Origin of the sequence: Prevotella sp. P4-119, from assembly GCF_002251345.1 — a bacterium.
Lineage (GTDB): Bacteria > Bacteroidota > Bacteroidia > Bacteroidales > Bacteroidaceae > Prevotella.
Genome location: NZ_NPJB01000103.1, coordinates 61,438 through 75,776, shown reverse-complemented (window position 1 = coordinate 75,776; position 14,339 = coordinate 61,438). Strand labels below are relative to the sequence as shown.

The 14,339-nt window shown below is 46.9% G+C and carries 13 protein-coding genes and 1 tRNA gene; 6 read left to right on the top strand and 8 right to left on the bottom strand.

Annotated elements, in window-relative coordinates:
* Window positions 1-41 precede the first annotated feature (41 nt).
* The gene (locus tag CIK89_RS12935; protein WP_094391782.1) at window positions 42-2,360 is read left to right on the top strand and encodes a glycoside hydrolase family 3 N-terminal domain-containing protein; all 2,319 of its coding nucleotides are present in this window, start codon (window positions 42-44) and stop codon (window positions 2,358-2,360) included.
* Between the two features lie 403 nt (window positions 2,361-2,763).
* Here CIK89_RS12935 and CIK89_RS13660 read toward each other — a convergent pair whose 3' ends face one another.
* A complete protein-coding gene (locus tag CIK89_RS13660) occupies window positions 2,764-2,919 on the bottom strand; it encodes a hypothetical protein (RefSeq protein ID WP_158215034.1) in 156 nt (51 codons plus the stop codon).
* Window positions 2,920-3,097: 178 nt separating this feature from the next.
* On the opposite strand from CIK89_RS13660, the gene CIK89_RS12925 reads away from it, so the two are divergent.
* Window positions 3,098-3,418, top strand: coding sequence for a metal-sulfur cluster assembly factor (locus CIK89_RS12925; protein WP_094391781.1), 321 nt, complete (start codon window positions 3,098-3,100; stop codon window positions 3,416-3,418).
* A 97-nt stretch (window positions 3,419-3,515) separates the two neighbouring features.
* The gene (locus CIK89_RS12920; protein ID WP_094391768.1) at window positions 3,516-4,280 is read left to right on the top strand and encodes a UDP-2,3-diacylglucosamine diphosphatase; all 765 of its coding nucleotides are present in this window, start codon (window positions 3,516-3,518) and stop codon (window positions 4,278-4,280) included.
* Between the two features lie 119 nt (window positions 4,281-4,399).
* Here the strand turns inward: CIK89_RS12920 and CIK89_RS12915 are convergent, their stop codons facing one another.
* Window positions 4,400-5,419 carry a sugar kinase gene (locus CIK89_RS12915; RefSeq protein ID WP_094391767.1) on the bottom strand — a complete coding sequence of 340 codons (1,020 nt, stop codon included), beginning with the start codon at window positions 5,417-5,419 and terminating at the stop codon, window positions 4,400-4,402.
* Between the two features lie 59 nt (window positions 5,420-5,478).
* Here CIK89_RS12915 and CIK89_RS13395 point away from each other — a divergent pair, with 59 nt between their 5' ends.
* Window positions 5,479-5,673, top strand: a complete 195-nt coding sequence (locus CIK89_RS13395; RefSeq protein WP_144007422.1) for a hypothetical protein — start codon at window positions 5,479-5,481, stop codon at window positions 5,671-5,673.
* Here CIK89_RS13395 and CIK89_RS12910 read toward each other — a convergent pair.
* The 4 genes from CIK89_RS12910 to folP form a co-directional block, all read right to left on the bottom strand.
* Window positions 5,670-6,860 (bottom strand): acetate kinase, encoded by a 1,191-nt coding sequence (locus tag CIK89_RS12910; RefSeq protein WP_094391766.1) that lies wholly within the window; start codon window positions 6,858-6,860, stop codon window positions 5,670-5,672. The genes CIK89_RS13395 and CIK89_RS12910 overlap by 4 nt on opposite strands.
* A 20-nt stretch (window positions 6,861-6,880) precedes the next feature.
* On the bottom strand, window positions 6,881-7,897 hold the full coding sequence (pta, locus tag CIK89_RS12905; protein WP_094391765.1) for a phosphate acetyltransferase: 1,017 nt from the start codon (window positions 7,895-7,897) through the stop codon (window positions 6,881-6,883).
* A gap of 89 nt (window positions 7,898-7,986) precedes the next feature.
* Window positions 7,987-8,772 carry a diadenylate cyclase CdaA gene (gene cdaA / locus CIK89_RS12900; protein WP_094391764.1) on the bottom strand — a complete coding sequence of 262 codons (786 nt, stop codon included), beginning with the start codon at window positions 8,770-8,772 and terminating at the stop codon, window positions 7,987-7,989.
* An 11-nt stretch (window positions 8,773-8,783) separates the two neighbouring features.
* Window positions 8,784-9,581, bottom strand: coding sequence for a dihydropteroate synthase (gene folP, locus CIK89_RS12895; protein ID WP_094391763.1), 798 nt, complete (start codon window positions 9,579-9,581; stop codon window positions 8,784-8,786).
* A 309-nt stretch (window positions 9,582-9,890) separates the two neighbouring features.
* Here folP and murF point away from each other — a divergent pair, with 309 nt between their 5' ends.
* Together murF and CIK89_RS12885 are read left to right on the top strand one after the other, a co-directional pair.
* A complete protein-coding gene (gene murF / locus CIK89_RS12890; protein WP_094391762.1) occupies window positions 9,891-11,216 on the top strand; it encodes a UDP-N-acetylmuramoyl-tripeptide--D-alanyl-D-alanine ligase in 1,326 nt (441 codons plus the stop codon).
* A gap of 90 nt (window positions 11,217-11,306) precedes the next feature.
* Window positions 11,307-11,382, top strand: a tRNA-Pro gene (locus tag CIK89_RS12885).
* Window positions 11,383-11,463: 81 nt separating this feature from the next.
* Here the strand turns inward: CIK89_RS12885 and CIK89_RS12880 are convergent.
* Together CIK89_RS12880 and CIK89_RS12875 are read right to left on the bottom strand one after the other, a co-directional pair.
* Window positions 11,464-12,819 (bottom strand): sodium-dependent transporter, encoded by a 1,356-nt coding sequence (locus tag CIK89_RS12880; RefSeq protein ID WP_094391761.1) that lies wholly within the window; start codon window positions 12,817-12,819, stop codon window positions 11,464-11,466.
* 88 nt (window positions 12,820-12,907) lie between these two features.
* A complete protein-coding gene (locus CIK89_RS12875) occupies window positions 12,908-14,278 on the bottom strand; it encodes a sodium-dependent transporter (RefSeq protein WP_094391760.1) in 1,371 nt (456 codons plus the stop codon).
* Window positions 14,279-14,339 lie beyond the last annotated feature (61 nt).

Genomic DNA, 14,339 nt, shown 5'->3' with positions numbered 1-14,339 from the left:
GAAAACATATTCATATATATAACTAACCATACTACACTATGATGAGAAAATACTTCTTGGCTGTGGTTTGCTGTTGCTCGGCATGGGCTGCTGCACAGACAGCTAAACCCGCCATTCCACGCGATGAACAGTTGGAAGCGAAAGTAGAAAAGACACTTGCCAAAATGACCCTCGATGAGAAAATAGGCCAGATGCTCGAACTCAACCTCGATATCATGGGGACATACGACGCATCGGGAAAATGGAAACTCAACGAGACGATGCTTGACACCTGTATCTCTAAATACAAAGTGGGATCGCTGCTCAATGCACCGGGAACACGCGCTGCTACCGTAGAACAATGGCAGGAGTGGATTCGGCTGATACAGAAAAAATCGATGAGACATATCGGCATCCCCGATGTGTTCGGTCTGGACCACAACCACGGAGTGACCTATACTCAAGGCGGAACGCTCTTTCCGCAACCTATCAATATCGCTGCTTCATTCAATACTGAGTTGGCACGCACCGGAGCACAGGTTACCGCATACGAAAGCCGCGCTGCCAACTGTCCTTGGGTATATAACCCTGTGACCGACCTCGGCAGAGATCCACGCTGGTCGCGCATCTGGGAGAGCTTCGGCGAAGACCCCATTGTCAATGCACGCATGGCTGAAGCTGAAATCATGGGCTATCAGGGCAATGACCACAACCACCTCTCACGCTATAACGTAGCTACCAGTTTGAAACACTATATGGGTTACGGCGCTCCCTTCACCGGCAAAGACCGCACACCGGCGTATATCGCTCCAAACGTGTTGAGAGAAAAGTATTTCGAGCCTTTCAAGGCTGCCGTACAGGCTGGCGCACTCACCATCATGGTCAATTCGTCAAGCATCAACGGTGTACCCGTGCACGCCAGCTACGAATACCTTACTCAATGGCTTAAGAAAGATTTGAACTGGGACGGAATGATTGTCACCGACTGGGCTGACATCAACAATCTCTTTACCCGCGAAAGAGTGGCAAAAGACAAGAAAGATGCGATCCGCATTGCTATCAATGCCGGTATCGATATGTCGATGGACCCATACAGCGTGGAGTTTTGCATACTGCTGAAACAACTCGTCAACGATGGCAAGGTGAGCCAAGAGCGTATCGACGATGCCGTGCGTCGCATCCTCAGACTGAAATACCGCATCGGACTGTTTGACGAACCAAACACCGGGGGCAAGGGCTATGAGAAGTTTGGATCGCAAGAACATGCTGATTTGGCTCTCCGTAGCGCCGAGGAAACTGAGATTCTGCTAAAGAATGAAGGCGTTCTGCCATTGGCAAAAGGGAAAAAGATACTGCTCACAGGACCTAATGCCAACCAGATGCGCTGCCTCAACGGCGGTTGGAGCTACACTTGGCAGGGTAGCAAAGCTGAAGACTTGGCAGAGAAATACAACACAATCTATGAAGCACTCTGCAACAAATACGGTCAGGAAAACGTGATTCTCGACCAAGGTGTGACCTACAACGAAAAGGGACAGTACTGGGAAGAAAATGAACCACAGATCGAAAAAGCTGTTGCTGCGGCTGCTCAGGCGGATGTCATCATTGCCTGTGTGGGTGAAAACAGCTACTGCGAGACACCGGGAAACCTCACTGACCTTTGGATGTCAGAGAACCAACGCAATCTGGTGAAGGCTCTGGCAAAGACTGGCAAGCCCATAGTTCTCGTGCTCAACGAAGGTCGTCCACGGCTCATCGCCGACATTGAACCGCTGGCTAAAGCCATTGTCCACATCATGTTGCCAGGCAACTACGGTGGCGATGCACTGGCAAACCTGTTGGCTGGCGATGCTAACTTTTCTGCGAAACTGCCCTACACCTATCCGAAAGAAATCAATTCACTGGCTAACTACGACTATAAAGTCAGCGAAGAAGTGGGCACCATGGCTGGTGCATACAACTACGATGCGAAGGTTTCGCTGCAATGGCCCTTCGGGTACGGTCTGAGCTATACTACTTTTGAGTATGCCAATCTAAAGGTGGATAAGGCAAACTTCACTGCCGACGATACGCTGACCGTTACGGTGGATGTGAAAAACACGGGTAGCCGTGCTGGCAAGGAGTCGGTATTGCTCTATTCGAGCGACCTCATAGCATCGATAGTGCCCGACAACAAGCGTCTGCGTTGCTTCACCAAGATTAGTCTCGAACCAGGTGAAACAAAAACTGTGACTTTCACTCTGCCGGCAAAAGACCTTGCCTTTGTAGGTGCCGACGGTCGCTGGACACTTGAAGAGGGTGATTTCCTGCTGCGCGTTGCACGCCTTACCGCTCCCACCACCTGCACCAAAACTAAGGTTTGGAATACGCCAAATAAATAAAAAGGCCTGATTTCAACGGAATTTCCCGTTCTCATACACAACGATTCAGCCGCATTTGAAAAATCAAATGCGGCTGAATCATTTTGATATCACAATGTCGTTTCAGTATAAGAGACAAACATATTCAACATGCCACGAATAGCCATTCTTCCCAAAAGTAGTCCGAGAATGCCCAATACAAACAATAATATCAAGGGAACAACTCCCCAGTTATCACAATAAGACAATATCACTGGAAACAGAAAAGACAACACCAAGAGACTATAAGACAAGAAGAACAGGCATCGAGGACGTTTCCATTCAACCTCCAGCTGTTGTTCTGTCCTCATCTTATCCACAAGCATAGGCACTACCGCCAACGACAAGAATCCAATGACATAAGTCAGAATGGCCAATATGAAAACTAAAGAATAGCCACACGATAATTATACGATTGGGCTGCCGTTGTTTCATAGGACTCCTGCATCACCTGCCCATCGATGATAATTCCAACTACCGCAATGATAAATCCTATTGCCATAAGAATGGCTAAATAGGATACCAAATTTCGCTTCTTCATAGGTTAGCAATATGTGACATAGTTAATATAGCTTATGTTCCTTCCTGTTCATCACTGCAAAGATACGATTTTTCTATGACACACCACTTGTTTACCCGTTCCTTTTTCATCCATGCACCCTATTTTTGGTGGTTTGGGAAAAAAGATATATCTTTGCAAGAAGAAAACAAATAAGACTATGACACAAGAAGAAAAGACACAAATAGAAGAACGCATCGTGGATGTGCTCAAAACTGTATATGACCCGGAAATACCCGTAGATATCTACAATCTGGGCATGATCTATAAGATTGATGTGAAAGATGACGGAGCTGTGGAACTCGACATGACATTCACTGCACCAAACTGTCCGGCTGCTGACTTTATACTGGAAGATGTACGCACCAAACTGGAAGGTGTGGATGGCGTGAAAACAGCCAACGTCAACCTCGTGTTTGAACCCGCTTGGGACCAGTCGATGATGAGCGAAGAGGCTCGTGTCGAACTCGGTTTCGACTGATGCTCTATAAACACAGACATGGAAACTGCAACCAATAGCGACAAGCTCCATATTGATTATCGACAGATACTATAATATATAATAAGGTGTAAAGCCCATGAAGAATGTATATTTCCTATCCGATGCCCACCTCGGATCGTTGGCAGTTCCGCATCAACGCACGCAGGAACGACGTCTGGTACGCTTTCTCGATTCTATCAAAGAGAAGGCGGCAGCCATCTATCTGCTGGGCGATATGTTTGATTTCTGGTATGAATACCGCTACGTAGTGCCACGCGGCTATACCCGGTTCTTAGGCAAACTCTCGGAACTGAGCGATATGGGAGTGGAAATCCACTATTTCACCGGCAATCACGATATATGGGCTTACAACTATCTGCAACAGGAATGTGGGGTGATACTGCATAAGAAAGAGGAGACAACAGAAATCTATGGTCACGAATTTTTCCTTGCTCATGGCGACGGACTGGGCGACAATGATGCCTCATTCAAATTGCTTCGTGCCATTTTCCATAATACGGTGTGTCAAAAGATGTTCTCTTCCATCCACCCACGATGGGGCATGGCATTCGGATTGACATGGGCAAAACACAGTTATATCAAGCACAAAAAGACCGACCAACCTTCCTTTATGGGTGAAGAGCGTGAACACTTGGTACGCTTTGCACGCGCTTATATGGTGGATCATCCCAACATAGACTATTTCATCTTTGGGCATAGACACATAGAACTCGATATAAAACTGGAACGCCACACACGCCTGATGATATTAGGCGACTGGATTAGCCAGTTCACCTATGCCGTATATGATGGCGAACACATGTTCTTAGAGGAGTATGTGGAGGGGGAAAGCCAACCCTAACAGCATATCACGATGTCCGACAAGCAGTTTTCTAATCGTTAGAAAACTGCTGTACGACTCATTTCATCCTATCCTGTAGCCAGCCGATCTAACGGGCTGTCGGATGAAGAAAATGGCTATCAACTGTTCATCAAGGCTTCAATCTCCTCTTCAGTAGAAAGGTTGAAGTCGCCCGATATCGTACTTTTCAGTGTACTGGCAGCCAGCGAGAAGTCAAGACAACGCTGGTCATCGTCGCGGCGCACCAGGTGTGCATGGAGATAGGCTGCCAGATAAGCATCACCAACACCCATGGGATCAATCACTGGATTAATGTCATAGACGCGAGTGGTATAGAGTTTTTCGCCATCGAAAAGTACACCACTGAGCAAATGGTGATTGGATGAGACCTCATTGCGCAATCCCATGATAAACTTCCTACAGCGCGGAAAACGGTCTGCTATCTTGCGAAACATCGCAGTATAGGCCTCCACATCAATGTGATAATCGGACGAAGTTGCTTCAAAGGGTATGCGTGGCAGTCCTGACACCAATTCCCATTCGCCAGCATCGCCAAAGACAATGTCGCTATAATGCATCAGTTGGGGCAACACATCGGCTGCCTTAGCGCCATAGTTCCACAGGTTTTTGCGGTTGTTGATGTCGCAGGCAATGACAAGTCCCATCTCGTCGGCAGTGCGCACTGCCTCAAAAGTGGCATCGGTAGCACTCTGCGAAAGGGCACAGGTGATACCGGAACAATGAAACACATCAGCGCCACGAAACACATCGCGCCAAGGTATCATACCGGGATGTAGATTATAGAATGCGGAATCCTTACGATCATAGACCACACGCGATGGGCGAAGCGATGCTGCCTGCTCGAAGAAATAGGTTCCGATACGTGGCCCACCCCAGTTGATGAAGCGCGTATTGAGTCCCATCTCGCGCAAACGCTGTTCGCAAGCCTTGCCCATTGCCGTTTCCGGCAGGCGGCTCACATAGCGCACCTCATTACCCAACATGGCAAGCGAAACTGCCGCATTGGCCTCACTGCCGCCAAAATGAGCTTCCATCTGTGCGCCTTGTGTCAGGCGGTAATCGTCTCTTTTGGAGAAGCGAAGTAATACTTCGCCGAATGTCACTACTTTCATCTTGATTCCTTTCTATATATTATAATTGGTGTAACACCTCTGTTTCTATTGAATCCACATGGATTATGAGGTCAAAACGACTTCAACAACCAGTTTTCCACCCCATCGACCACTACACCATTTCAGTTGGAATGGAGTATAACATCTATGGTCTCTGGAGTAATAATAATGGTGAAAGACCTCCTATCAAGCATCCCTTGCGGGCCACCAAGCGGTCTTCCACCATCAAAAAAATGTATTGCTGCGATGATAACGCTTAGAGCAGATTCATCGTATCGGTAGCAATCATGAGTTCCTCATCGGTAGGAATGACCACAACCTTCACCTTCGAATCGTCGGCAGAGATAACAGCCTCTTCGCCACGTACGGCATTTTTGGCCTCATCAAACTTCACACCGAGGAATTCAAGACCCTTGCATACCTCTGAACGCATGCTGACCTGATTTTCTCCGACGCCAGCTGTGAATACAATGACATCCACTCCGCCCATAGCGGCAGCATAGGCACCAATGTATTTCTTAATGCGGTAGAAGTACATGGCCTGTGCCAACTGGGCACGAGGCTCACCGGCTTTGGCTGCATTCTCTACATCTCTCATGTCTGATGAACCTCCTGTGATACCAGCTACACCGCTCTTTTTGTTGAGCAGGTTGCTCATGCCATCAGCATCGAGGCCCAGTTTCTTCTCAAGGAAAGTCACTGCACCACCATCTATATCGCCAGAACGGGTTCCCATCACGAGTCCTTCGAGTGGTGTAAGACCCATGGAAGTGTCGATACACTTGCCATCAACAACGGCTGCGACGCTACCTCCATTACCAATGTGGCAAGTAATCATCTTGGTACCTTCTGCCTTGATGCCTAAAAATTCGCAGGCACGAGCAGATACATAGCGGTGGCTGGTGCCGTGGAAACCATAACGACGCACGCCATACTTCTCATAGAGTTCGTAAGGGATGGCATACATATAGGCCTTGGCAGGCATCGTTTGATGGAATGCAGTGTCGAACACACCTACCTGAGGCAGTCCGGGCATAAGCTCTTTAACGGCATTGACACCCTTGAGGTTGGCAGGATTGTGGAGCGGAGCAAGGTCAGAGCATTCTTCAAAAACCTTCAACACCTCGTCGGTGAGCAGTACAGACTTGTTGAATTTCTCACCGCCATGCACCATACGGTGGCCTACAGCATCGATTTCCTTCAAGTCTTTAATAACGCCAACCTCAGGATCAGTAAGCAAAGAGAAGATGAATTTCACACCTTCAGTATGCTCGGGGATGTCGTGCATGATTTGCTTTTTCTCACCATTGGCCAGTTTCACCTTGACAAAGGCACCGTCCAAGCCTACGCGCTCTGCACCTCCAGAGGTCATCACGCTCTTGTCGTCCATGTTGTACAGTGCGTACTTGATAGAGGACGAACCGCAATTTAATACCAGAATCTTCATCTTTTATAGTTGTTTGCTAGTTATTTGTTTGCCTTAGCATCCATGGCCTGGCAAGCTGTGATTGCCACCATGTAGTAGATATCATCTACCGAACAGCCACGAGAGAGGTCGTTGACCGGACGTGCAATACCCTGGAGGATAGGACCAATGGCAATGGCATCGCCAAGTCGCTGCACAAGTTTGTAGCCGATATTACCAACTTCGAGGTTAGGGAATACCAGAACATTTGCCTTACCTGCGATATCTGAACCTGGTGCTTTCTTTGCAGCTACGCTGGGCACAAGTGCAGCATCAGCCTGAAGTTCGCCATCAAGCTTGAGTTCGGGATCCAGTTCGTGGGCCAGTTTGGTAGCCTCAACAACCTTATCCACTACTTCATGCTTAGCAGAGCCCTTGGTAGAGAAGCTCAGCATGGCAACGCGAGGATCAGTAAAGCCTGCTACAGAACGAGCAGTCTGGGCAGTACATACGGCAATCTGGGCGAGTTCGTTTGCATTGGGCATGGGAGTTACAGCTACGTCACCAACTACGAGAACACCGTCTTCACCATACTCTTTCTGCTTGCTGATGAGGAGCAGGCCACCGCTAACACATGAAACGCCAGGGGCACACTTGATGATTTGGAGTGCGGGGCGCAGGGTGTCGCCAGTAGTAGAGAGGGCTCCTGATATCTGACCATCGGCTCCTTCGGTCTTGATGATCATGCATCCGAGGTAAAGCGGATTCTTCACGAGTTCGCGAGCCTGTTCGATGGTCATTCCTTTCTTTTTGCGAAGTTCTGCCAGCAAAGTAGCATACTCTTCGCTCTTGGGATTGTTTTCCGGGTCGATGATAGTGGCCTTATCTACACTGTTCAGTCCCCATTGTGCAGCGAGCTGCTTGATTTCGTTGGGATTACCAATGAGAACGATGTCGGCCATGTCTTCTGCCAATACACGATCGGCAGCTCTAAGGGTGCGCTCCTCTGTTGCTTCAGGGAGCACGATGCGCTGTTTGTTACTTTTTGCACGCGCAACGATTTGACTTAATAAATCCATAGTTTGTTTATTAAAAGTTTGATTTTGCTATATCTAGTTTGCAAAAGTACTAAAAATATTCTGAATAAGTCCGTAGAATTCAGAATATTTTAGATTAATTGCATCATTTCCTCAGTTAATATGCTTTCAAGTTTCTCTGCAGTGAGCCGAAGTTGCAATTGTCCATCAATAGCAACAGTGATGCCACCGGTCTCTTCGCTGACCACAATGGCTATGCAATCGCTGTCTTGCGACATGCCCAAAGCAGCACGATGGCGCAGTCCGAGCGATTTGGGAATATTCTGTTCGTGACTGACAGGAAGTATGCAACCTGCCGCTTTCAAACGTTTTCCTTCCACGATAAGAGCTCCGTCGTGGAGTGGAGAGTTTTTAAAAAAGATATTCTCAATAAGCTGTTGACTGATATTTGCATCAATCATTTCACCCGTATTTGCCACATCATCAAGTGGCATAGACCGTTGCATCACGATCAAAGCACCAACCTTTTTCTTGCTCATGTTGAGTGCTGCCATCACAATAGGTATGATAATGGGTTTCAGATCTTCTTCCTTCTTACGTCCATCCTCGCCTGTAAAGAAGCGACGGATGCCTTTCACGCGTTGATGGGCACCCAGATTGTAGAAGAAACGACGGATATCGTCTTGGAAAAGCACGATAAGTCCGATGACACCGACACTCACCAACTTGTCCATGATACTACCCAGAAGTTTCATTTCAAGCACCTGTGAGACGACAAGCCATAGTACAATAAACACCAAGATACCCATAAACACAGGCAATGATCGCGACTCCTTCATCAACCGATAGAAGTAGTAGAGTATCAAAGCCACGAGAGTAATGTCAATGGCGTCTTTTATTCCAAACTCAAAAAACATAGGCAGGTAATTTATTGTTTAGGGTTCATCTGTCCAACAATACGCACACACTCCACTGCTTCTTTCACATCATGCACGCGAAGTATGGATGCGCCTTTCATCAATGAAATGGTGTTGAGCACCGTAGTGCCGTTGAGGGCCTGTAGCGGATCGCTTTCCAAGAATTGCCACACCATGCGTTTGCGTGAGATTCCCACAAGCACAGGCAGTGAAAGGGCATCGAGCTGATCCAATTGGTGCATCACGTCATAGTTTTGTTGCAGGTCTTTACCGAATCCAAAACCAGGATCAAGGATAATATCCTTCTGTCCACAGTCGCGCAACTGCTGTATCTCACGGGCAAAGCGTAGCATCATATCGCGGATAGTGGGAGCTATAGACATGAGGATATAGGGCACTTTAAGACGCGCCACCATGCGGAACATCTCAGGATCAGCACCTTCCGACACATCATTGATGATATCGGCACCAAACTCCTCAACGGTCATTCGTGCCACATCGGGACGGAATGTATCTATGCTTACAATGGTATCGGGTGCTTCACGACGTACTATTTCAAGGGCAAAGCGCAGTCTGCGTGATTCTTCTTCTTCATCCACAGGAGCACTACCGGGCCTTGTTGAGCATCCGCCCACGTCGATCATAGTACCTCCCTCAGCCAATATTTGTTGTGTACGTTCTGCTATTTCGCGTTCGGTTTGCTTTCTGCTTCCCGAATAGAAGGAGTCAGGAGTGACATTAAGAATTCCCATGACCTGTGGTGAGGACAAGGTTATCAGCTTCCCATTACAATTCAGAGTATATTCCATCTTATTTTACACGTATATTATATATATTTCGCAAAGGTACGATTAAGTGAGCAGAATACAAAAAGAAATATCAATTTTCTTTTTTATTCTCGAACGACAGTACCTAAGACCGACAGGTCAGAGGTACGATTAAGTGAGCAGAATACAAAAAGAAATATCAATTTTCTTTTTTATTCTCGAACGACAGTAACTTCGGTGTGTAGCGCTAGAGTTACGGTTAAATAAGGAAAATACAAAGAAAAAACGGCAATTCTTTTGCAGTTCACTCACATAATCGTACCTTTGCATCACCAAAACAACAACAAATATATGGATATCAAGGAACTCTACAAACTCTATCTCGCCCATCCGTGCATCACTACCGACTCGCGCGAATGCCCGAAAGACAGCATCTTCTTGGCTCTTAAAGGGGCTTCGTTTGATGGTAACCGATTCGCACAGGCCGCTTTGGAGAAGGGGTGTGCCTATGCCATTGTCAGCGAACTCACCAATCCTGAAACTCAAAAAGACGACTGCCGCTACATCTTAGTGAATGACACATTGCAAACTTTCAAAGACTTGGCACGCGAACACAGATGCCATTTCGATCTGCCCATCATAGGCATTACGGGTACAAACGGAAAGACTACTACCAAGGAACTCACAAAGGCAGTACTCGCTGAATGTTATAACGTAATGGCAACAGAGGGTAATTTCAACAACGACATAGGCGTTCCGAAAACTCTCTTCAGACTAAACGAAGACTACGATATCGCAGTAGTGGAAATGGGAGCAAGCCATCCGGGAGACATCAAAACACTGGTAGAAACGGCTGAACCTACATGTGGACTGATTACCAACGTGGGGCGTGCCCACCTACAGGGTTTTGGATCTTTCGAAGGTGTATGCCATACCAAAGGCGAGCTCTACGATTATCTCCGACAACACGAATGCCCTGTGTTTGTCAATCGAGACAATGAACACTTGATGGCTATGACCGAAGGTCTCGCAGACATCTATTACTATGGTCAGAGTAGCAACCCCGATATTCTGATACATGGCGAAGTATTATCATGCGCCCCATTTCTCAAGTTCCGCTGGCGAGAGCAAGACAGCGATGCAGGCTATGCCAGCGAATGGATGGAGGTGCAGACCAACCTCATCGGTGCTTACAATCTCGATAATATTCTAGCTGCAATAACCGTGGGCTATGTCAACAACGTACCATTCGAACTTATCAACAAAGCAATTGCCAACTACACCCCTACCAACAATCGTTCACAGATGACCATCACCGACCATAATCATCTCGTGGTCGATGCATATAACGCCAATCCATCGAGCATGCAGGCTGCTATCGACAACTTCAAACTCATGGATGTGCCTGCAAAAATGGCAATCCTCGGCGATATGCGTGAATTGGGTGATGTCTCTGCAGAAGAACACCAAAAGGTGGTGGAACAACTCAAACAAGCTGGTTTCCAACAGGTATGGCTCGTTGGCGAAGAGTTCGCAAAGACAGAATGCAGCTTCAAGAAATTCCACGATATAGAAGAAGTAAAAGCAGCCATTGCTGCCCAACAGCCGCAAGACATGTATATCCTTATCAAAGGATCTAATGGCATCAAACTATTCCAACTGCCCGAATTGCTATAGCAAATAAGTGGCATTTTGGGTGTAAAGGCAAAAAAACAATGTTTTTCTCTACGTTATTCATAAATAATTAGTACCTTTGCACCGCAAAATCGGGATGTAGCGCAGTTGGTAGCGCACTACGTTCGGGACGTAGGGGTCGGGCGTTCGAGTCGCCTCATCCCGACCAAAAGGCGGCAAGTGAAACGTTTCACTTGCCGCCTTTGTGTTTTTCATCACGTGGATATGCTCACCTGCATGACCTCTTTCATCAAACCACTCCCATTTGATGGAGGAAGATGATGAGGATGCAGATGGGACAAATATAGCGGACGGCAAAGAGATAAATCATAAACCAACGCTGATTGGTCATGCCACGATTAGTAAACTCAGCATAGACCGTACGCTTGGGAATATACCATCCGACGAATAGACAAGTGAGCATCGCTCCGATTGGCATCATAATGTTGGCAGTGATTTTATCACAAAAATCCATCAGCGCTACACCAGTGATTTGCAACCACGAACGCCCTCCTACTGACAATGAGCACAACACACAGATAGCTCCTGCAGCAACTGTCACCACCCAAGCAGAGTAACGGCGTCGTAAAGTAAACTCTTCAGTAAAGAAAGCAGTACCAATCTCGTGCATCGAAATGGTTGATGTCATCGCTGCAAAAACCAATAGTGCATAGAACATCACACTAATCACATAACCCACCACGGGCATCGACGCAAAGGCTTGCGAGAATACATTAGGCAAGGTGATAAATATGAGTGAAGGTCCACTATCGGGATTGACACCTACAGAAAACGCTGCAGGAAATATCATCAAACCAGCCAAAACAGCTATCATCGTATCGATGGTCACAATCTGGAATGCAGATTTCAAGAGGTTTGTATCTTTGGAGAAATAACTGGCATAGGTACATAGACATGCTGTACCCAACGACAAGGAGAAGAACGATTGGCCCAATGCTTCGAGCAATACGTCGCTCGACAACTTACCAAAGTCGGGATAGAACAGGAAACGGATGCCTTCTAAGGCTCCAGGCAACATGCACGATGCCACTACGATGATAATCAACAACACGAAAAGCACAGGCATAAGCAGTTTTGAAGCGCGCTCTATACCACCACGCACACCACGAACCACCACAAACTGGGTGATTAAGATGAACAAAACGCCTAAAATAGCCGGTTTCATCGCATCACCGGAAAAATCGGTGAAATACTCTCGAACGGCATCAACATTGCCACTCGTCATGCCAGTCAGTGCTATATACAGGTATTGCAGACACCAGCCTGCCACTACCGAATAGAAACCGAGGATGATAGTAGAAGTGAGAATACCAAGATAGCCGACAAACTTCCAGGGCCGACCTTTCGACAGTTTATCGTAGGCACGCGCTGCATTGGCTTGCGCATGGCGACCGATGATAAACTCACTCAACATGCCGGGCAATCCAAGCATTAGAATACATACCAAATATATCACTATGAAAGCAGCGCCACCATTCTCGCCTGCCATATAGGGGAAGCGCCATACGTTACCAAGGCCTACTGCAGATCCTGCCGTTGCAAGTATCACGCCAATCTTACTACCAAAGTTTCCACGTTCTGTCATAATGGTTTGTGTTTATATATAAATATGTAGATGGCAGACGAACATAGTCCTTATGCCCCAACAATACTCCGATGAAATGGACAAAATTCTATTTCAACAGTCCAAACTGATGAAGGAATATGAATAGAATCGCCATCGGACAGATGTATTTCACCAAGAAGAGGTAGATATGAAACAAACGGGCGTACCACTCGCTACGAAGCGTTCCCCAGTTGGTAAACTCCTCACGCACTACCTTATGAGGTACAAACCATCCGATAAAGATACAAGTCAAGAATCCCACAACAGGTAGGAATATTTGTCCTGTAATGAAGTCAAACCAATCAAAAAGTGCCTTTCCACCGAAGACAAGGATATCGGTCGCTCCCAGCGACAACGAGCAGAACGCACCGATGATAGCTGTTGATATGGTCACTATAAGGGCAGCTTTCTTGCGCGACAGGGTAAACTCTTCTTGGAAGAAAGCTGTACTTACTTCATGAAGCGACATGAGCGATGTCAGTCCTGCCAGACTCAGCAACACAAAGAATAACAACGACACAAAATAACCCACTATGGGAATGGCACCAAATGCTTGCGAGAAGACGTTGGGCAATGTGATGAATATGAGTGAAGGACCACTATCTGGATTGACACCAACAGAGAAGGCCGCAGGAAATATCATCAGTCCTGCAAGAATAGCAACAACGCTGTCGATGATAGCAATCTGCGTTGCTGACGTAGTGAGATTGGTGTATCTGGAGAAGTAACTGGCATAGGTACACAAACAGCCCATCGCGATACTCAGCGAATAGAAGCTCTGTCCCAATGCACTAAGGAAAACATCGCCAGTCATCTTCGACATATCAGGTTTAAACAGAAATTCTATGCCTTTACCCGCATTAGGCAACATACACGAAGCCACAACAATGATGAGCAGAAGGATAAACAGTGTGGGCATCATCATCTTCGATGCCTTCTCAATACCATCGCGCACACCATGTTCAATAATCAAATAAGCGATACCAAGCATGACGAAGGTCCATAAAACAGGGCGAACAGGATCAGAGGAAAGCTCGGCAAAATAGGTTTTGAAATAGTCTGGTGTGCCTTGCAACTGACCGATGAACGATGCCCAGATGTATTGCAGGCACCATCCGGTGACAACGGCATAATATCCTGTAATGAGGAATCCAGTAAGCACACCCATATAGCCTACAAGTTTCCAAGGACTACCACCCGACAGTTTGGAGTACGCACGCGCAGTATTAGACTGCCCATGACGGCCCACAATAAACTCGCTAATCATACAGGGTATTCCCAACAACAGAACACAGGCGAGATAGATGATGATGAATACAGCACCACCATTTTCACCAGCCATGTATGGGAAACGCCATACATTACCCAGTCCTACTGCTGAACCTGCCGTGGCAAGAATCACTCCGAGTTTGCTTCCAAATCCAGTTCTTTCTGTCATATAAATCAGTTTTTGCTTGCAAAATTATAAAAAATTTCCTACATTTGCGCTCAAATTGTTA